The organism is Fusibacter ferrireducens (assembly GCF_015352425.1).
Taxonomy (GTDB): Bacteria; Bacillota; Clostridia; order Peptostreptococcales; family Acidaminobacteraceae; genus Fusibacter_A; species Fusibacter_A ferrireducens.
Genome location: NZ_JADKNH010000009.1, coordinates 78824 through 98960 on the forward strand (window position 1 = coordinate 78824; position 20137 = coordinate 98960).

Genomic DNA, 20137 nt, shown 5'->3' on the forward strand with positions numbered 1-20137 from the left:
TCATCTTATAAAACCGCCGTTTTTAAAAGCACCTCACCATTTTTCGCCTCAGTCTGCACACCATTTTGCACGATCAATTCGCCGGATACAATCACATGATGAATGCCTTCTGGTTTTGAAATTGGATTCATGAAGGTTGCCGTATCTGCAATTTTTTCATAATCAAAAATCACAAGATCCGCTTGATGATTTTGTTTTATTTTACCTCTATCTTTTATACCCAACTGATTGGCTGCAAGTCCCGTTATTTTATAAATACTTTTTTCCATGCTGAGCAGTTCATTTTCTCTCGTGAACTTCAAAAATCTCGGAAAAGTGCCAAAGCTCCTTGGATGAATTTGATTGGTATAAATTTTACCTTCATAGTCTATCCCATAGCCATCGCTTCCAACGGAGATGTTCATATGCTTCATGATACGCTTTACGTCTTCTTCATCCATTGTATGATAAATTGCTTTCATTGTCCCGTTAGATTTTTCTAAAATTACTCTAACCGCATGCGCAGGCTCTAAAGCCATTTGATCACTGATTTGCTGAATGTTTCTGCCTTCCCATTCAGGAAACTCTGACACTGTGCCTATGACCACCTTTTCAGGGCCACCTCTCTTATTCATTTCTACGTCTATACCCTCTAAAATTTTCTGTTCATCTTTACCCCTTAAGTTCTCAAGCATCTTTTCGATGCCACCTTCATGCGCCCACTCTGGCACTAAAGTTTTAAGCGACGTCATAGAGGCTGTATAGGGATATTGATCGCAAGAAATAAGACCGCCTTCACTTGCATATTGATGGATGAGATCAAGAAGGTCTTCTGCCTTGCCCCATTGATCTTTGCCCATGAGTTTCAAGTGAGAAATATGAACGTGCACACCCGATCCGCGGCCAATTTCAATCATCTCTTTCACCGCCTCAAATACAGCATCGCTCTCACCTCTTATATGTGCTGTGAAAAGGGCATCATGTGCTTTTAAAACTTTGCCAAGCTCAATCAATTCTGCTCTATCGCTAAAGCATCCGGGTGGATATATAAGTCCTGCCGACATTCCCCACGCACCTGTCTCCAGTTCTCTTGATAAGAGCGCTTTCATTTGCTGCATTTCAGCTTCATTTGGTCTTCGATTATCAAATCCCATAACCATTTTTCTCAAAGTGCCATGTCCAATTAAAGGCGCACAGTTTATAGACAAGCCTATCTCTCTAAGTTTTTCAATATAGTCTCCAAGTGTATGGAGTCTCCAATGAGCAACCTTTTCTATATTTGCGTACTCACTTACTTCTGCTAAATTCAGCTGAGTATTCGGCACAATAGAATTGCCGCAGTTTCCAATAACCTCCGTTGTAACCCCTTGTAAAACTTTACTCTCCGACCGATTATCCATCAAAAAAGTCCAATCTGAGTGAGAATGCATATCAATAAATCCCGGGGATACAATGAGACCACTTGCATCAATTACATTTTTTCCTGACAGTATTTCATTATTTTTATTAATTTCAACAATTTTCTTATCCTTGATACCAATAGAAGCAATGTAGCTCTTTTCACCCGTGCCATCTACAATACGTCCATTGTTAATTGCTATATCCAACACGCTCGTTTTCCTCCTATGTCTTGTCCAATTTACATCATTGGCTAGAGTGTCCTTTATGGGATCTCATCAAGCACTCTATTTGTTTTTTTTCATCCATCATGTCATTTATAGCCAATCTAAACAGATAGCCCTGCAATTTGACTCTATAGGGTGCCAAAACGTCAACGTCCGCTTTAGCCTTATCACGGCTTGACGCTTCTAGTACATGCTGTATGAGCAGAGACACCATCTTGGGATTGCCAATATCCACAGCTAACTCAATGGCATCTTTGTTGTTACCATCTTTCAAATAGACATCGGCACCACAATTCAGCAAAGTTTGAATGAGATCCATCTGTTGATTTTCAATCGCCACATGTAGAGGGGTGCCATAGTTACAAGTCATTTTTTCATCTAAATAGATCTGAGCGATTTTGTCAATAATCTCCCTTTCTGCTTGGCAGAAGTTGCAAAGTATAATCACTGAGAAATGTGCGTCCAAATAGCGCTTTATACGCGTTCTAAAACCGCGACTGCTCCCAGTGTGAGTCACAAACCTCTGCCCTCTGAAATCGCCCATCTTCCATCCAAAACCATAGCCTACGGCCTCATGATTACTGAGCTCGCCTGAGATGAATGCCTGCTCAATCGTTTCTCTCTTGACAAGTTTTTCAGTATAAAGTGCCTGATCCCACAAAAACAGATCTCCAATGGTGGCATAAATACCACCGCCACCAGCCGTCAAACGATCATAATCACAATCTTCAAATTGGTTCTCTATAAAATCATAGCCATAAGCTCTCTCATTAAATTCTGGTTTGGATTGATCATAGTAGACAAATGTATCTTTCATCCCCAAGGGGCCAAATATATGTGTTTCCATAAATTCATGGAATTTCTGATTGGAAAGACGTTCCGCGAGTATTGCCAGCAACACATAATTTGAATTATTATAAAAATACAGTTCACCAGGAGATGCTTTCATTTGGGTTTGAGCCACCAGCAACTCTAGCACTCTTGTATTTGTTATTTGGATGGCCTCTTCAGGTTCTTTTAACAATTCAAAGTAATTGGGCATGCCTGAAGTGTGATTCAACAAATGCCTAATGGTCACTTCGCTCGCGTAATGCGAAAGTTCTGGGAAGTATTGTACAATCCTGTCATCGTATTTAAGCAATCCTTTTTCTTCTAGTATCATAATGGCCATTGCTGTGAATTGTTTAGACATAGAAGCCAGATAAAACTGTGTTTTCTCCGTGACAGGGCGCTTGTTCTCAAGATCTCTGAGGCCATAACCCCTTTGCATAAGAATCTGTCCATCACGAATGACCATTAAGGCTGCACCCGCCGTATCGGGTTTATAAAATGTATTCATATGGGCATCCACCAGAAGTGCCTTCTCGCTATCTGATAAATAGGCATATGGGGTGCCCTGATAATTTCTCATTTGGTTTACAGTATGCGTTTCAATCGCTTTATGAATTACATCTAATGATAGTTGCATCATCGTTAACGCTCCTTTGTCCTATCCATTTTATATTTTTTAAGCTCACTTTCAGAAGCATACACAAAATGATCTTGGGCGACTTCATGAAGCATGGGCTTTTCCACACTATAATCGTGCATCTTGGGATCATAAAATTGAATTTCTCTGTTTTTCTCTCTCCTTGGATCTGGTATTGGAATTGCAGATAAAAGTGCCTTCGTATAGGGATGCACCGGATTTTTATAGAGTTCTTCTGCAGGTGCAATCTCCACTATTTTGCCAAAGTACATGACGCCAATTCTATCACAAAAATATTTTACAACGGATAAGTCATGCGCTATGAACAATATAGTCAATTCGAGTTCATCTTTCAAAACATCCAATAAATTAATGACTTGAGCTTGTATTGAAACATCCAACGCCGATACCGGTTCATCGGCAATTATAAAGGATGGGTTTACAATCAGGGCTCTGGCGATACCTATTCTCTGTCGCTGTCCTCCACTGAATTCATGAGGATATCGCGTCCCATGCTCTGGCAGAAGTCCAACTTTATTCAGCATTTTATTGATGAGTTTTGTTCTGTCACTTTGATCGACGATGCCTCTCAATTTAAGCCCTTCACCGATGATTTCAGCCACAGTCATACGCGGATTTAAAGAGGCAATGGGATCTTGAAAGATCATTGCAATGTGATCCGATAGATACTTTCTCAAATCCTTGTTCATCTCTCCTGAAATTTTTTTGCCGTCAAAATAAATTTCACCATCCTCAGGATCGTATAATCTGATAATGGTCCTTCCAGTTGTGGTTTTACCACAACCACTCTCACCCACTAGGCCAAAGGCTTCGCCCTTTAAAATATTAAAACTCACATCATCAATTGCCCTGACAATCCCCTTTTTCTTATTGCGTCCCTTATTAAAACTCATCTTGAGATTTTTAATTTCTAAAATCACCTTTTTTTCACTCACTTGTGCCACCTTCTTCCTTCATGCGTGCAAGTCTCTTAGCCAAGATTTCAGGCATTTCAACCTTTGGCGCATATTCATGCAAAAGCCATGTTGCAGCGTAATGCGTCTCACTCAATTTAAAAAAAGGCGGTTCTTCTTCAAAATCTATTGCCATGGCATATTTATTTCTCTGAGCAAAGGCATCGCCTTTAGGTGGAAAGAGCATATTTGGCGGCGTTCCAGAAATTGAAAAAAGTTTTTCACGCGTCTCAAGATCGGGCATAGAAGACAACAAGGCCCAAGTATATGGATGTGCGGGTTCATAAAATATCTCATCACAAGTCCCGTATTCCACAATTTTACCTGCATACATCACACAGATTCTATCTGCCATGTTCGCCACCACACCAAGATCATGCGTAATAAAAATAACGGATAAGTCTCTTTCATTTTTTATCTTTTTTATTTGTTTGAGTATTTTGGCCTGAATTGTGACATCCAGCGCAGTTGTGGGCTCATCACATATGAGAATTTCTGGATCGCTTGCAAGTGCAATTGCAATTACAATCCGCTGTCTCATACCTCCAGAAAATTGGAAGGGATACTGATCATACCTCAATTCAGGCTCAGATATGCCTACGATTTCCATGAGTTCAAGCGCCCTCTTTTTTGAATCTTCTTTGTTCATGTTATTACTCAAAATCAATGCTTCTGTAATTTGCTTCCCTATTTTCATAATGGGATTCAGTGCCGAAAACGGGTCCTGAAATATCAGTGAAATTTTCTTACCTCTGATCTTATAAAAATCACTTTCACTGTATTTTAGTAAATCGTCCCCATTGTAGCGTATTTCACCGCTTTCAATAGTGGCATTGCCTGTTAGAATGCCCAATAAGGACTTTATTGTAACCGATTTTCCGGAACCTGATTCTCCAACAATCGCAAGGGTTTCACCTCTATTCAAATCAAAGCTGATCGATCTGACAGCTTTGACACTCCCAGAAAATGTATTAAATGAAACTGCCAAATCTTTTACTTCAAGCAGTTTTTTATCATCATTCATTGAACTCCACCTCTCTTTTATGCGCCACGAAGCGTTGGGTCAAACGAATCTCTCAGACCATTGGCAAACAGATTAAACGAAATCATTAACACTGAAATTAGAATGCCAGGGATAATGGATTGGTTTGGATAGTGTAATAGCACTTTTTGGCCTTGGGAGAGTAAAACCCCAATAGAAGGTTCCGGCGCCTGAAGTCCCAATCCAATATAGGCGAGAAACGATTCTGCAAATATAGCACTTGGTATCGCTATCATAGACGAGGTAATAATGGGCCCAATGGCATTGGGTAAAATATGTCTAAATATAAGGATGCCATCTCTGATCCCCAAAGTTCTAGCCGCAAGAACATATTCTCTTTGCTTAAATCTATAGAACTGAGCTCTTACCATTCGAGCGGTATGCACCCAGCCCTTCACCACAAGTGCCATGATAATTGCAAAGAGTCCCGTTCCAAAGTACATGATAAACATAGTGATGATTACAATTCGAGGCAACGCACTTATGATTTCAGTAATTCGCATTAAAATCATATCGACTTTGCCACCATAATACCCAGCGATGGAACCATAAATGACGCCTATAAAAACATTGGTAATCACAGATACAAAGGCAATTAAAAGCGAAACTCGAGAGCCTCTCCACAATCTCGTCCATAAATCTCTGCCTAAATAATCCGTTCCGAACCAAAAACATTTATCGCCGTTGCCAGTGTATTTATAGTAGTCCACTTTGACGTCTACCATTTTCACACCCTGAATTTCTCTCTCATTGAAGACTTCTAGAATACTGCCTTCGGGATAATATGAAGGATCTCCCAGCAAATCAGCACGCCTATTGACAATGACTTTGCCCCCATCACAAATCCCCAAAGGTGCTAAAAGAGGAATTTTACAAGGCATGTTAATCGTATCTGAATTTTGATCATTAAAACCATATGAGTTCATGTATGGCCCAAATATGGTGAAGAACAAGACGATGCATATAATGAAAAAAGCGAGTACAGAAGCCTTATTCTGACGAAATCTAATCAGTGCATCTTTAAAAAAACCAACCGGTTCTTGTTCAAATTTTTCATCTTTAATATCATGATCCATTTGGACTAATTTGAATTTTTTCTCATCCAGTTCTCGGTAATCTTCTTTAGAATAAATCCTCATTATTTTCTGCCCCCCACTCTAATTCTAGGATCTATAATGCCGTATGATATATCCACAATCAGCATGGTCACTAATGAAATAAACGAATAAAACATCAGTATTGCTATTGTTACCGAATGATCACTTACGCTTATAGAATCAATCATCATGCCGCCCATACCGGGGATTGAAAAAATACGTTCAATAACCAACGATCCTCCAAGTATGTTCGTAAACATCGGTATGATTATATTCGCAAGAGGCAAAAAAGAATTGCGCATGCCATGTCTCATAATCGCCTGTCTATAGGTGAGCCCCTTTGTTCTGGCAAGCAACAGGAACTCTGAATTCATGGTTTCTGCAAGCTCTGCTCTGAGGTATCTCGTCACTCTGGCAATGGGACTAAAGGTCAGCGCCATTACCGGTAGAAACATAGACATTGCCTTTTGCGTTCCCATGGCAGCAGCCGCATCATAAATGATGGGAAACAAGCCGCCTTTATATGCCAAGAAATACTGTAACGCTGTTGCAAAGATAAACGAGGGCACCGAGATGAAAATCACCACCATAAAGGAAATGAAATGGTCCACAAGAGTATTTTTCTTTATAGCCGCTAGACTTCCTGCGGCAATTCCTATGGGAATAGAGATGAACAGTGAAATCAGGTTTATTTGAAGTGAGATGGGTACCCGCGTCTTTAACAGATCAAAGACGGGCACATTGGGCTGAATTGCAATTGAAGTGCCCCAATCCCAGTGAAGGATATTGCCGATGAAGTAAAAGTATTGAACAATCAACGGTTTGTCAAAATGATATTTTGCATTAATTGCCTGAATAACCGTCTCTGGCAAATCCTGATTGTCATAGAAACTGCCTGGCATTAATCTAACCACAAGAAAAGCAATTGTCATGATTAGAAATAATGTTATGATCAGCGCAATAAGTCTTTGTATTATATATTTAGTCATTTACAAACACCTTACCTTAAGTTAGTTAAGTTACTCGCTTCCAAAATGATAGACTGGTGTCCTAGCACTTGGACAGAGCATTTGAACGCCAGTCTATTTCAAGATGATTAAATCCTATTCAACTATACTTGCGTATGCCCAACCAAAATCAATTTTATTGATCCAATGTGGGAAAGCTAAGTGCACACGATCACTCTTCAAGTAATAGCTTCGTCCTTCTGCAACGGGTATAAATGGCACTTCTTCAAGTATGATCTGCTCCATTCTCGCTGTATACTCTAATTTTTTCCCCGCCTCAAATCGGCTCTCTCCAAAATTCACTTCATCCCATATATTATTGAATTCTTCATTTGAGAAAGGTTCGTTTTTACGACTATATGATCCCGTCCAATATTTCATGGCATTCCAAGGTGCAAGTTCATTTCCAGACCATGCAGACCATGTCAATTCATATGCTGTCGGATCTTTTTTCCAAGTCTTTTTAAGCGATAGAAGCTGAGACGATGGCATTGCCTGTACTTTGAGTGTGAACTGATCCTCTCCAAAGATCACTGGCAATTGTTTTTGAAGGTATTCCGTCATGGTTTTATAACGCTCAGAATCACTATAAAGCATGGTGAGTTCAAGGGTCTTCAGACCTTCTTCTTGCATAGCCTTATCAAAGTATTCTTTTGCGAGTTTAGGGTCATAACCATAATTTTCAGAAATATTCGCTTTGGCAAGATCTGTATCTCTATATCGCGCACCTGTGGCAGGATCAATAACCTGTCTTGTTGAGATCATGTAGTTTGCTGGTACATCTTTCGTGATGTCCGTTATCCCCTTGCGATCGACTGCATAAGTCATTGCCATTCTAAAATTTTTATTCGCAAGGATCGGTTTATCTGGATTCACTGTGTTGATGGAAATGTACGTAATGGCATTACCCGGTTCACTTAAAACCCTTGGATCTTGATCATGCTTAAGGTAATCTTCTGTGGATAATCCCAGATAATCTATTTCACCATTTTCAAACAACTGCATTTTAGTGCCAGCATTCTCCACCACTTTAGTCTCAATGCCTGCAAGTTTAATGCTGTCCTTTTCAAAATAGTTTGGATTTTTCTTATAAACTACTAACGCATCTGGAATCCAGTTTTCCAAAACGAATTTCCCAGAGGACATGAACTTATCTTTATCGGTCCCATAAAGCGTCTCTGTGCCTTCTGCATTCATACATTCTTCATACAACTTGTCGTAGACAATTGCATGTGCTGTATGTGTGAAATGGCTCATGACCTCCGTGGCAGATTGTTTATCCACTGTGGTCACTTCTATCGTAAGTGGATCAAGCATTTTTATGCCCACTTCTTCCCAGTCCGTTTGAATGCCGCCTTCCCCATTTTGTAAGTAGTATTGCTCCGCATTACTGATTTCAATGTAGTCTTTAGAGAACCCACCGCCTCTTGGTTGTACCATCTTTGGATCGAGTAATCTCTTAAAAGTGTAGAGGACATCTTCTGCATCCAATACATCGCCATTAGCCCACTTGACGCCTTCTCTAAGCTTTATTTTCCACACTTTTCCTGATTCATCCATCATTTCTGGAGCGCCTTCTGCGAGTTCGCCCCTGAGTTCATACGATGTATAATCTGAATTAGGCAGATAAGCATACAACCTAATTGCGATTCGATTGAGCACCGTAGATTGGTAGGATGACGAATAAGTCTGAGGATTGAGAGAGCCCACTGTGGCAGTTGTCGCTTCCTTTAAAATCCCATAGCCTTCATCCGTCACAACATTGCTCGCCGCACTTGGTGCTTCTTCAGGTGTGGTTTCTTCTGGCTGTTGTTCCACTTTTGCGTTGTTGTTACACCCCGACAACAACATTAAAAGAAGCATCAAAACCAAAATTCCTCTAAACATCGTTTTTTTATTCATTTTTCCCCTCCTAATTTTAATCGTTTATATACACACGCCAATGCACTTAGATTTCATATGGCGTTGTAAGCACCGCCGATTTTTACCCCTTCTAAATTGGATTATGTCTAAATCATCACACCCGTTACAAAAGAGAACAAGAGCAATATACCACCTGCTGCTATAAATTCAGCAATGGGTTTATCGTAAGTTTGCGAGCTGTAATACTGATAATATTCGCCAACTTTCGAGTCTGATTTTTGATAGTGCAACGTGTTTATAATCTCCCATAATTTTTTGACTCCAAAGGATAAGAGATCATAAAATCTAAAAGCTTGAGTGATTCTGAAACAGCCTATGATCATAAAAATAATTGCCCCCATAAACGATAAATTCGAAACTGCAACATGAGCAGAATCACCGCTCACAAAGAGACCATAGAATAAAGAAATTAAAACAGTTACGCCGATCCATTTAACCGTACGAGATGCTACCCCACTTTTCATAAATGCTCCTTTCTTGTTATCCATCTCCTATTCAACCTGCGTTTTTCGACTCTTACTCACCTTTCAAATGATTTTTAAACCACTCTAAAATAACTTCCAATCTTTTAATCCTATTTCTAGGCTTACCACTTCTGTTTATCGCATGGCTTTCACCTTTAAAGAGATATATTTTGGATTCTACATTGTGATACATCAGAGCAGTGAACATTTCAAGGCCTTCTAAGTACCAACATCTATAATCCTGATCCGAATGAATAAAGAGTGTTGGCGTCTTAACGCGATCTGCGTATTTCATAGGTGAATGCGCCCACATTTTAGGTTGATCCGTCCAAGGATCTGACGCCTGTTGATCTACATTGGTTGTAATCCCAATGTCTGTCGTTGCAAATTTTCCAATCCAGTTGGAAATCCCCTTTTCAGAAATCGCACACTTGAATCGGTCCGTATGTCCAATAATCCAATTGGTCATAAAACCACCATAAGAACCGCCAATGACCCCCAGATTGGATGAATCTATCCACGGATACCTCTTTAAGACCTCATCTGTAAAATTCATGAGATCCTCATAGTCCACATGCCCATATCGTCCTCTCAAATCACCAAATGCATTGCCTCTGCCTGCACTGCCATGTGGATTTGTAAAAAAGACACAGTAGCCTTCATTTACGAGACATTGCATATCGTGATAAAAAACTTTGCCATAAGTGGTATTGGGCCCACCGTGGATCATCAAGATGCCCGGGTATTGCTTATGCGCATCGAATTCAACCGGTTTAATCACGAACCCATCAATTTCATACGCGTTGCTTTTATAAGTAAAGATTTCTGGCGATACAATCTTCTTATTTTGAATAGTACTCTCATTAAATTCAGAAATTTTGTAGTTGTCATGTGCCTCTTTGAGATAAAGTTCTTGCAACCTCATATCTCTCATGCCCACATATAGAATGCCACTATTTATGAAAGCATAATCATCTATAGCATCACTTTTTTCCATATGTCTCTCAAGGTAACCGTTGCGATCAATCGAAAGAAGCTCTGTTTCATATCCCGTTGTAATGGTGAAATAAACTTTTCCCTTATGCACCTTAACCGTATTGTTGGTTTTATATCTGCAATCACAAGTGATAGCTGTTTTGAGAGAGACATCCATGTCTTTTAAAAGCTCTACTTTATGCGTGTCAACTCTATAAATATAGATGCAGTCATTTTGTCTGATCCCATAGGATTTCATATCCGTTCCAAAGAAAACAATATCGTCCTCCATAAACAGCGCATTTGAAATATTGTAGGTGCCTTCTGCAACAATGACTTCAGTTGTATCAGAGACGATATCGTATACATATAGGCCGGATGTCACCTCTATTTTTTCTGTGTAGGTCTTTGCCTGATAAAGAACTTTTTCTCGTCTAATCCCGACAGCAGACACATCCGACAGGGGCTTTGAAATGAGCTTATTCTCACCTGTTTTCCTGTTAAAAAGAGATAGCCCTCTTCTCTTTTTATTGATGATCCCCCTATCATCATGCCAAAAGGGAATTTCATCAAAGACATAGTAATCTTCATTGCGTCTTGCTCTTTTCATCCCTGCATCTACGAAATTCTCAGAAAAGTCGTCCTCTTCACAATGATCATACAAAGCCGTTATAATAAAGCGTTCCTCATCCAATTTTTGAATGTTTTTCACTGACAGTGGTACTATGAACTCATCTTCTATGATACCCGTGTCCAAATTTATTCTGAATACACCTGAAATCTGTTTACTTTCATCCAATTTAGAAATTAGAACAGAATTATTGTCATACCAATAATACTGGTTTGAACTACCCAAGTCTTTAACGCACTTTAGGGCACGGGTTTTGGCGTCATATTGCCAGAGCTGCTTTTTATAAGTATTTTCTGCCACATTCATTTCACTGGAAATAAAGCATGCAGTCTCACTGTCCTCAGAACTGCTCAAACTGTATAAAAATTTGTAATTCAACATATCTGTTATCTTTAGATTTTGCATGATTGGGCCTCCACAAATTCAATAGCAATTGCTTTTTTTCTCTCTGAAAATGATGTTGTTTCGATGTGTAAATATATTTACATATGTAAAAACATTTACTTTTGTAGATAATATCACAATATTCTGAATATGTAAACATTATTTAATACGTAAAAAAATTTTCACAGGCGCTGTTTAAGTTGAACACGCTTCATCACAGTTTTTAGTTCAAATCTTGCTATTAAAAAAGAGCAGGTAATCACATATATGGATTACCTGCTCTAAAATTCAATTTGACGCCATCAACTCAAAAGACATACGCTATCCTTTCAGAAGGTGAATGTCGTTTTCTTTTAAAATTTGTTCTCTGTGTTTGATTCTCTCTATGGACTCTTCTTTGTTCTTTTTGCCCACAGAAACTGCAAATGCATTTAATATGGTCATTGTGGAAACAAACGAAAAGGTGGTATATCTATTTTTTATAATGAGGGAAACATCTGCAATGATTGCATGCGGCGAAAAAACACTATCCGTAACAGCGATAATTTTATTGCCATTGCGCTTGAAAAATTCCGTCACCTTTAAAGTGGTTTTTGCATATTTTGAAAAGCCTATGACAATCAGCAAATCATCTTCTTTCAGAAAGGTCAATTTGTCGAATACACAATCGTTGGCAGCGTCTAGCAAGACCACATCCCCCATAAAGCGAGATAACATGTAGTGTAAATAGTTTGCCACTGTAAAGGAAGACCTAAGCCCTATTATGAAGACGCGTTTATTGGGGTCCACCATTTCAACTGCCTTATTGAGAGCTTCATAGAGTTCATCGGAGTACACATCTTGCAAATTCTTGATATTAGAATTGATCATTTCCTTTAATAAATTGCTCTCATCGTATTCAATTAAAATAGAGTTTTTGACTTCTGTTGATGGTTCTACCTCTGTTTTTAAAATACTTTGAAGTTCTCTTTGAAAATCTTGATAGCCACTGAATCCCATTTCCTGCGTATATCTAGAAATACTTGCTGTGCTGACGCCTGCTCTTTCACTAAAGTCCTTAATGGATAGAAAAGAAACGTCTGTATAATTATACTTGATATAATCTGAAATGATCCTAAATGTCTTCGAAAAATCTTTGTACTTATCATCAATCAATGATAGAATTCTATTCTTCACTTTGCAAGACCCCTTTATTAATTTGTTATTGTGTGTTTTATATCATATAGCAAATTTTACAATGATGTCAAGTTTCTTTCATTTTTTTAAGGGGTCTCCTATTAAAACGCTCTATATCACTTTATATTCATTTTCTGTTCTGGCAATACAGAGCGTGCTGACAACGTCACCTGTAACGTTAATCGTCGTGTGTCCCATGTCCAAAATTCTATAGATTCCAGCTATAAGACCCATGATTTCCACAGGTAGACCCATGGTATTCAATAACATGATCGTCATGACAATGCCACCACCTGGAATACCCGGTGCACCAACAGAAATCATTGTGGATAAAAGAACGATCATGCCTTGCTGAGCAAAGCTCATTTCTATGCCATATATTTGAGATACAAACACCACAGCCACTGCAAAATAAATTGCAGCACCATTCATGTTCATGGTTGCACCTAATGGCAGTGTAAAACCTGCAAGTTCTGGCTTGACGTTAAAGTCTTCTTCAACAGTTCTAATGGATACAGGAAGTGTCCCTGAACTACTGGTCGTACTGGCAGTAACTGCCCAGATTTTAAAAATGTGCTTATAAAATTCTTTTAGCCCTATTTTAGCAATTACTTTTAACATCACTGTGTACAACAAGACGAGCACAAGTCCCATACCAACATAATCCGCTAAGATCAGTTTACTTAATGGACCAAAAATTTTCAGCCCATACTCTCCAACGGATGCCGCAATTAGGGCTGTAACACCGATGGGCGAATACGCCATTACAATGCCTGTGATCTTATACATGATTTCTGCAAGGCTATCCGCAATGTCTTTAACCGGTTTGCCTTTTTCTCCAATAATCGTAATGGCAATACCCACAAATACAGCAAATATAATGATCTGGATTAGATTGCCATCCACCAAGGATTGAAATGGATTCACTGGCACCATATTGAGTAGTGTATCCATAAACTTTGGCGCTTCTTTTGCTTCGACCGTCCCATTTTGAATCATGTCCAGCGCAAAGCCTGCACCTGGTTTTAAAGCTCTTGCTACCGTTAGCCCAATAAGACCAGATATAGCAGTTGTTACAAAATAGTACAATAATGTCTTGCTGCCCACACGCTGAAGCTTTTTGATATCACCCATACTCGCAACGCCGCTTATGATCGAGAAAAATACCAAAGGTACAACGATCATTTTAATCAATCTCAAAAAAAGATCCCCCAGAGGCTTAATGACGAGTATTTGTTCTTTAAAAATCAATCCAAGTATAATGCCTAACCCAAAACCGATAAACACTTTGGTACTCAGCTGCATTTTAGACTTCCCCATATTTAAAACTCCCTTCTCAATATTATAAATTACAAAACCTTCTCAAGTTTATACTTTACGCCCCTTTACGCCGATGCCAATGCCTCGGTTGCTCTCAAGAAGGTTACAACGTCTGTAATATCATGACAATGTAGCGGTGAAACTCTCAATACACCCTCTAGGTCAAATGCCTCTAGCATTCTCTTGGAGTACAAACTTGTAGCAACGCGTTCATAAACGATGACCCCTTTTTCTCGATACTTAATCGTTGCAGTTGTACAGTCCATTTTATCGAACGATAAAGAAAGTATTAAGTCTCGCTTTTCAAAATCATCCGTATCAAAGTGAACTGTAACGCCCTTGATGTCTCTTAAACCTTTTTGGGCCTCAGTCCCATTCAACATTAATTCTAATAATGCTTGTTCCTGTTTTTTTATTCTTGTGATGCCTTCAACAATGAGGGCCCTTCTATCAATAAGTTCTGGTTTAAACTGATTGCCAATCCAGCATAGATAATTGACGATCTCTGTCATAGCCGCATAATCTGAAGGGGTTGGACTTCCAAGTTCCCAATCATTATCAGCCCTGGCAATTAGCTTGTCATGCGACAGTGTTGACAAGCGTTCCGAGACATAAGCATATGCAACGCCCCGATTGCCAAAGAACTTGTAAGGCGCAAAATTAAGACCATCAACAGGTGTCTTTTGTAGATCAATCAGCCCATGCGGCGCATGCTGTACGGCATCCACTATGATATACGTATTCGGATTTATTTTTTTAACCTCTTGTACAAGCGTTTCAATATCCATAATTGCACCAGAGAGATTTGAAGCATACATGACACTTAATAAACAAGTTTCCGCATCAATATGCTTAAGAACTTCATCCACTTCAATTCGGCCACTCGTCCGATTGGCGCTAACTGCTTTAAACGTTTTTCCAGTTCTCTCAGCATAATATTGACAGGCATCATAAGACGATGGATGTTCCAAGCAAGTTGTTACCACATTTTGGCCAGGGTTATTTTCCACGACCGCTCTCACCATATTGTACATTGCAATAGATGCCGTATAAGTCACGAGAATATTGCCATCATGTGCATTTAAGAGTAACCTCACATCTTCAATGCCTTTTTTTTGAACGCCCTTAAGCATTAACGCAATATCGTGAATCCGCTCAGGACAATCTGGATATGCAGCATATCGAGCATCCGCCTCAACAGCACTCTTTAATCTCAATGAGCCTCCAGCATTTTCAAAAAATAACCGTTTCTCTCCGTTGTTATCATAATCGACGTAGAAGAATTTGCCTTTTATGTCACTTGTCATTTCAGATGAAAACAAGCCTGCATTTTTCACTAATCCCATATCTGTCTCTCCTCTCCGTTTTCAGATAATTGCGCAATTTATCTTATTTTTGATTTTAGTACAAGTTCAGATTCTTGTACAATGAATATATTTGCTATATAATATTAATAATTTTCATATTTAAGGAGATCTATTATGAACTATAATCTTCAAGGCATAGAAGCCTTTCTAGAAATCATTGATAAAAGCAGTCTCACTAAAGCAGCTGAAGCGTTGCATTTGACTCAATCTACCATTAGTCATAGACTTAAAAATCTTGAGGACGAGCTCGGCGTTAAACTCGTTATGCGAGGAAAAGGGATGCGTTCCGTCACGATTACACAAAAAGGCGAAGAGTTTGTAAACATTGCAAGAAAAATATCGATGATCAACCAAGATCTCGACATATGGAAAAATTCAAAAGTGAATCTTCATCTTGATATAGGCTCTGTAGATAGTCTCAACACGCTCTTATTTCCGCCACTCTACAAAATGCTCTCTGAATCTAAAGAGCAAATTTCCCTTAAAGTTTGTACGCATTGGTCATATGAAGTGTACCGATTATTGTTAAATCAAGATATCGATGTTGGCTTTGTACTTCAAGAAGTGCATTCTAAAAATATTTTAATTGAACCCATCTTCACCGAAAGGATGGTCATCATTCAATCAAAATTAGGAGAATTGCCGTCACGCATTAGTGCAGGCGATTTAAATCCTGAGCTTGAAATTTTTTTGGCTTGGGGAAGTGAATTTCAAACTTGGCATAATTACTGGTTCGATCCCAAATCCAGTCCCTACAATATCGTCGATACGGCCTCTTTAATTTACTCTTTTTTAGTGGATTCAAAACGTTGGTCCATCGTACCTATTTCAATGGCACGCGCACTCTCAAAAGCAAATTCGATAAAAATTGTAGAATTGTTACAGCCACCTCCGGACCGAGTCTGTTATAAGATTACACATCGCTATCCCAGACCAGATCGAAAGGAAAGCTTAAAAAAGTTCGATCAGATATTGGAACAATTCAAAAACAGTGACTATTTCAGCGAAATGACTTCATAAAATCATAATATATAATAAAACGACTGCCCCATAGCTCAACTGGGCAGTCGTTTTGTTTTTAACCTATTTCAATTTAAAATTAAAAGTTTTGCATCCATCGGGTTGAAAGCCTTCGACTGAAAATTCTAACGAGATCAGATCCGCCTTTAATACAGCCCTATAACCTTCTTTTTGCCAAGACCAAGTCAATTGATTTTGCTGCTCATCCTCAATGTGCATCGTACTGTCAAACCCAAAAGCCGGAAAAGTATTTCTAAATTTCAGCAACGCCAATTGTCTTTTGACAATCTCCTTTTTCAATCCACTTTTAATGGCTTCTCGATTGAGATTTGTTCTGTTAATCTCTTTATGTCCACCTACACCAGATGCCTTAACAGCCTCATAATCATTCACACCTGCAAATAAATCCAAATACCATACCTGCGGTTTTCCAGGCATAAAGAGTTGAATGGCTCTTGCCAGCAACATGCGCATATCATTTTCACCTAAAGCACTATAATAGGTGGCATTTACTTGATAATAGACATTCTTTTGACCATGCAGATCTTTCACAAGTCCACCTCTTTCAACGACGGTATCAATCAATTGCTGAATTTCTTCTTCTTTGAGGAGACCTTTTAGGTCTAATAATGGGATACCATCATGACACCCTAACATGTTAACCGTTCTTATATTCTTGGTGGTTAATTCTCGAGCCCATGACTCCAACACTTTCTTCGATTGACTCTCAAATGCATTTATAATCAATCCTGGCAAGAAAAAATCATAGGTCATGTAGCCTTTTTGAGCCAGCAGCTCATAGATTTTCTCTTCATACTTCGAATGAATTTCCGGTAATAAAGTTATGTTTAGGGGTTCCGCCAATTTTTGTATATCATTGAGCAGATCCCACGTATCCGGATCATTGAGAAAATTTCGCTCACCCGGTTTTTTCGGTGCATAGGCAAAGGCATCCAAGCGTACAATCGTCGCGCCATAATCCGCGAGCCTTGCCAGCGTCTCCTTATAAAAATCCCATACAAGGGGCGAGTTGATATTTAAATCCATTTGACCCAAATACCTTCTGGAGCCTTCGATAAACTCTAAGATCGTCTCTTTGTCTTCAACATGATCGCCCCAGTTGACGGCTTTCAACGATTGCTCTGATTCAAGGATCTCATTGATCTGACTAGAGAGTTTTTCTGCAGTCAAATATTGTATCTTTGTCATTTTCATAATATCTTGAGGATCGATTTTAGGATATGAGACTTTTTGGTAGAACGTATTCCAGTAGGGTACTTCCTCACCATTTGGAAACCTGACCATCAATATAGGCAATCCCTTTTTCCTAAAAAACATGTCCCGGATATACTTTTCCTCTGGCTGTATATAACCTTCTTCAGTCATCGTCCCATAGCCTGTCCAAAATTTATTCCAATCAATAAAAAAATCCTTGTATATGGAATTTCCACCTTTTTGAAGTAAATCCTGAAATTGCGGCGACAATACAGAACCGTGATTCAGTATAAAATCGAATTTGAATTCAATGCCCAGTGCCTTTAGCCTTTCCAGATCATCTCTCCTTGCCAGCAGGTCGTTCAGTTCATAATCAATCACAGAAAATCCCCTGTCTAGGTCCGTGTTAAATACACTGGGTAAAATATAAAATGCACCAAAGGCATCCTTAAGTTCATCCAAACTCAAAAGTCCTGTAATTTCATTTAAGGTGCCCCCAAGGCTATCAGGATAAGCATTCAACATCACATTTGCATTAATTTTATTTTTCATCATTCGCCCTCCTCCTCGCTACAGTTCTCATATTTTTTTGAACTGCTCAAAAGATACGATTTCGCCACTTTTAAGGACAATCAATTTTGCGTTTTGAGCTTGATCATACAATTTCGCCTGTTCAATTTCCAAAACCATATTTGTGAATGGACTGTCGATGTTGCCATCTCTATTTCTACTGCGTCTATGTGCCTTTGTCTCCTCAGGCGTACTATTGAGGAATATAGGCATGTCAATGCCCACAAGGTTTGGATTATTGCCATGAGTCCACTCGATAATTAGAATTTGAACTTCTTTCATAGGAATCATCTCATACCACAATTCGTGAATTTCACGCCCCATCCTTTTCAGAAAAATGCTCTCGCTTCCATTCTTGAACTGCTCAATGATGCCATTTATTTCAGAAAAATCAAGCTCTTTATCTGTGCCTAAATAGTTAAAGAGACTTTCCTTCCCCTTTTCTTGATAGATTTCCAGTTCTGGATGTTCATTGCACAATTTAGGATCAAAATCCAAATCTAAAGCCTGTAACCCAATGATATCTTCATTGATCTTACGGCTATATTTTCCCGAAGCGACCAGGCCTTTGATGCCGTATTCACGAAAGACTCTCAATCGCTCTGCATCATTTTGCATTGGAATTCTATGTGGATAATTATCTCCAGACATGAGATATGCCTTTATTTTCATATGATTAAAATAGTAAGCCAGTAGGGACCCTATTTCCGATTTGCCCACACCTGAACCCCCGTATACCGATATAACAATTTTTCCCTTTTCCAAAAGTGAGGGCACGGACTTCATCAGTTCTAAGAATATCGCTTCCGCCTTTTCAATTTTCCCTTTGTCAATTTCTATCTTATCTCCTGGCATATCTCCTTTTGGTATATTTGAATAATCATCCAGTTTCGGTATTTCAACATTTAATGAGCACATTTTCAAACTCCTTTTTAAATTCAGATTCTTGGTTATTCAGTCGCTGTCACTTGTAAAAAGCTTTTTTTAATACTTTCACATACATGTCATTTGCCATTTTACTGACTTCCGTTTCCTCTCCAAGAGCATCAAACCCGTGATAACATCCAGGATATAAGTGAAACTCAACAGGAACACCTGCCTGAGCAAGTCTTTGAACATAATCAATTGTCTCATCCCTAAAAGGGTCCAACTGACCGACACAGGTGTATGTCGGAGGCAATCCCTCTAATCTCTTTTCCAGTGCAGGAGATGCATATATGGGCACATGAGCTCTGTCCACATCTTTCAAGTACATATCCCAAGCAATTGCATTGAGATCCTTATTCCAAGCTTTAGGCATAGTTTTCTTTGTGATTTCCTGATTAGATAAATTCTCGTTGCGATGATCAATCATGGGGTATAAAGGCATTTGGAAGCTCACGGAAACTTCTCCCCGATCTCTGACAAGCAACGTCAAAGCCGCCGTTAAGCCACCTCCAGCACTTGGACCTGCTATGGCTATACGTTTGCGGTCAACCCCTAATGTGCTTGCACATTCAAACAGCCATTTCAAGCCTGTATAGCAATCTTCAAGGCCAGCAGGATATGGGTATTCAGGGGCCAATCGGTAATCTAAAGATACGATGATACAAGGGACTTCCAGTGCAAGCTTTGCACACATTTGATCCTCACACTGAGGATGTCCAAGGACGTACCCACCACCATGAATCCAAAATACACCTGGTAATAATTCGTCTTGACAGTTTAACGGTCTATAGATTCTTGCCGTCCTTTGCGCACATATCTGCACTTCTTCAATAGCCAAGGCGTCACTAGGTCTATACAACGACGGTTCTAATTTTCTGATACTGTCCAGTTCCTTATCCAGCTCTAATATGGGCTGCTTTTCGAGATGAACCCTGAGCTCGGTCAATACATCTAGCGTACTCATTTTGCCACT

16 protein-coding genes are annotated in these 20137 nt (G+C 39.2%); 1 reads left to right on the forward strand and 15 read right to left on the reverse strand.

Features of this window, described 5'->3' with window-relative positions; all coding sequences use genetic code 11:
• Positions 1-5: 5 nt before the first annotated feature.
• From ISU02_RS15075 to ISU02_RS15130, 12 genes are all read right to left on the reverse strand, one after another.
• Positions 6-1589 (reverse strand): N-acyl-D-amino-acid deacylase family protein, encoded by a 1584-nt coding sequence (locus ISU02_RS15075; protein ID WP_194702668.1) that lies wholly within the window; start codon positions 1587-1589, stop codon positions 6-8.
• 34 nt (positions 1590-1623) lie between these two features.
• Positions 1624-3075 carry a serine hydrolase domain-containing protein gene (locus ISU02_RS15080; RefSeq protein WP_194702669.1) on the reverse strand — a complete coding sequence of 484 codons (1452 nt, stop codon included), beginning with the start codon at positions 3073-3075 and terminating at the stop codon, positions 1624-1626.
• Positions 3076-3077: 2 nt separating this feature from the next.
• Positions 3078-4037 (reverse strand): ABC transporter ATP-binding protein, encoded by a 960-nt coding sequence (locus ISU02_RS15085; RefSeq protein WP_456071378.1) that lies wholly within the window; start codon positions 4035-4037, stop codon positions 3078-3080.
• Positions 4021-5070 carry an ABC transporter ATP-binding protein gene (locus ISU02_RS15090; protein ID WP_194702670.1) on the reverse strand — a complete coding sequence of 350 codons (1050 nt, stop codon included), beginning with the start codon at positions 5068-5070 and terminating at the stop codon, positions 4021-4023. The genes ISU02_RS15085 and ISU02_RS15090 overlap by 17 nt, the downstream gene beginning before the upstream one ends.
• A gap of 17 nt (positions 5071-5087) precedes the next feature.
• Positions 5088-6227 (reverse strand): ABC transporter permease, encoded by a 1140-nt coding sequence (locus ISU02_RS15095; protein ID WP_194702671.1) that lies wholly within the window; start codon positions 6225-6227, stop codon positions 5088-5090.
• Positions 6227-7174, reverse strand: coding sequence for an ABC transporter permease (locus ISU02_RS15100; RefSeq protein WP_194702672.1), 948 nt, complete (start codon positions 7172-7174; stop codon positions 6227-6229). Before ISU02_RS15100 ends, ISU02_RS15095 begins: the two co-directional genes overlap by 1 nt.
• A 114-nt stretch (positions 7175-7288) precedes the next feature.
• The gene (locus tag ISU02_RS15105; RefSeq protein WP_194702673.1) at positions 7289-9094 is read right to left on the reverse strand and encodes a peptide ABC transporter substrate-binding protein; all 1806 of its coding nucleotides are present in this window, start codon (positions 9092-9094) and stop codon (positions 7289-7291) included.
• Between the two features lie 107 nt (positions 9095-9201).
• The gene (locus ISU02_RS15110; RefSeq protein ID WP_194702674.1) at positions 9202-9579 is read right to left on the reverse strand and encodes a DUF3899 domain-containing protein; all 378 of its coding nucleotides are present in this window, start codon (positions 9577-9579) and stop codon (positions 9202-9204) included.
• A 52-nt stretch (positions 9580-9631) separates the two neighbouring features.
• Complete coding sequence (locus tag ISU02_RS15115; RefSeq protein WP_194702675.1) at positions 9632-11590, reverse strand: alpha/beta hydrolase family protein; 1959 nt, start codon at positions 11588-11590, stop codon at positions 9632-9634.
• A 300-nt stretch (positions 11591-11890) separates the two neighbouring features.
• On the reverse strand, positions 11891-12745 hold the full coding sequence (locus ISU02_RS15120; protein WP_194702676.1) for a MurR/RpiR family transcriptional regulator: 855 nt from the start codon (positions 12743-12745) through the stop codon (positions 11891-11893).
• Positions 12746-12856: 111 nt separating this feature from the next.
• A complete protein-coding gene (locus ISU02_RS15125) occupies positions 12857-14065 on the reverse strand; it encodes a dicarboxylate/amino acid:cation symporter (RefSeq protein WP_194702677.1) in 1209 nt (402 codons plus the stop codon).
• A 65-nt stretch (positions 14066-14130) separates the two neighbouring features.
• Positions 14131-15411, reverse strand: a complete 1281-nt coding sequence (locus ISU02_RS15130) for an aminotransferase class V-fold PLP-dependent enzyme (RefSeq protein ID WP_194702678.1) — start codon at positions 15409-15411, stop codon at positions 14131-14133.
• A 135-nt stretch (positions 15412-15546) separates the two neighbouring features.
• On the opposite strand from ISU02_RS15130, the gene ISU02_RS15135 reads away from it, so the two are divergent.
• Entirely contained in the window at positions 15547-16452 is a 906-nt protein-coding gene (locus ISU02_RS15135) for a LysR family transcriptional regulator (protein ID WP_194702679.1), read from the forward strand.
• Between the two features lie 63 nt (positions 16453-16515).
• Here ISU02_RS15135 and ISU02_RS15140 read toward each other — a convergent pair whose 3' ends face one another.
• The 3 genes from ISU02_RS15140 to ISU02_RS15150 are packed head-to-tail and all read right to left on the reverse strand — an operon-like array spanning position 16516 to position 20128.
• Positions 16516-18219, reverse strand: a complete 1704-nt coding sequence (locus ISU02_RS15140) for an alpha-amylase family protein (protein ID WP_407646446.1) — start codon at positions 18217-18219, stop codon at positions 16516-16518.
• A gap of 27 nt (positions 18220-18246) precedes the next feature.
• Positions 18247-19155, reverse strand: a complete 909-nt coding sequence (locus ISU02_RS15145; RefSeq protein WP_194702681.1) for an adenylylsulfate kinase — start codon at positions 19153-19155, stop codon at positions 18247-18249.
• Between the two features lie 46 nt (positions 19156-19201).
• Positions 19202-20128, reverse strand: coding sequence for an alpha/beta hydrolase (locus tag ISU02_RS15150; protein WP_194702682.1), 927 nt, complete (start codon positions 20126-20128; stop codon positions 19202-19204).
• Positions 20129-20137 lie beyond the last annotated feature (9 nt).

Bases quoted from the DNA above. Each gene is read 5' to 3' on its own strand.
- ISU02_RS15080 (WP_194702669.1), bottom strand. From the start codon at position 3,075: ATGATGCAACTATCATTAGATGTAATTCATAAAGCGATTGAAACGCAT.
- ISU02_RS15090 (WP_194702670.1), bottom strand. From the start codon at position 5,070: ATGAATGATGATAAAAAACTGCTTGAAGTAAAAGATTTGGCAGTTTCA.
- ISU02_RS15095 (WP_194702671.1), bottom strand. From the start codon at position 6,227: ATGAGGATTTATTCTAAAGAAGATTACCGAGAACTGGATGAGAAAAAA.
- ISU02_RS15100 (WP_194702672.1), bottom strand. From the start codon at position 7,174: ATGACTAAATATATAATACAAAGACTTATTGCGCTGATCATAACATTA.
- ISU02_RS15105 (WP_194702673.1), bottom strand. From the start codon at position 9,094: ATGAATAAAAAAACGATGTTTAGAGGAATTTTGGTTTTGATGCTTCTT.
- ISU02_RS15110 (WP_194702674.1), bottom strand. From the start codon at position 9,579: ATGAAAAGTGGGGTAGCATCTCGTACGGTTAAATGGATCGGCGTAACT.
- ISU02_RS15115 (WP_194702675.1), bottom strand. From the start codon at position 11,590: ATGCAAAATCTAAAGATAACAGATATGTTGAATTACAAATTTTTATAC.
- ISU02_RS15125 (WP_194702677.1), bottom strand. From the start codon at position 14,065: ATGGGGAAGTCTAAAATGCAGCTGAGTACCAAAGTGTTTATCGGTTTT.
- ISU02_RS15130 (WP_194702678.1), bottom strand. From the start codon at position 15,411: ATGGGATTAGTGAAAAATGCAGGCTTGTTTTCATCTGAAATGACAAGT.
- ISU02_RS15135 (WP_194702679.1), top strand. From the start codon at position 15,547: ATGAACTATAATCTTCAAGGCATAGAAGCCTTTCTAGAAATCATTGAT.
- ISU02_RS15140 (WP_407646446.1), bottom strand. From the start codon at position 18,219: ATGAAAAATAAAATTAATGCAAATGTGATGTTGAATGCTTATCCTGAT.
- ISU02_RS15145 (WP_194702681.1), bottom strand. From the start codon at position 19,155: ATGTGCTCATTAAATGTTGAAATACCGAAACTGGATGATTATTCAAAT.
- ISU02_RS15150 (WP_194702682.1), bottom strand. From the start codon at position 20,128: ATGAGTACGCTAGATGTATTGACCGAGCTCAGGGTTCATCTCGAAAAG.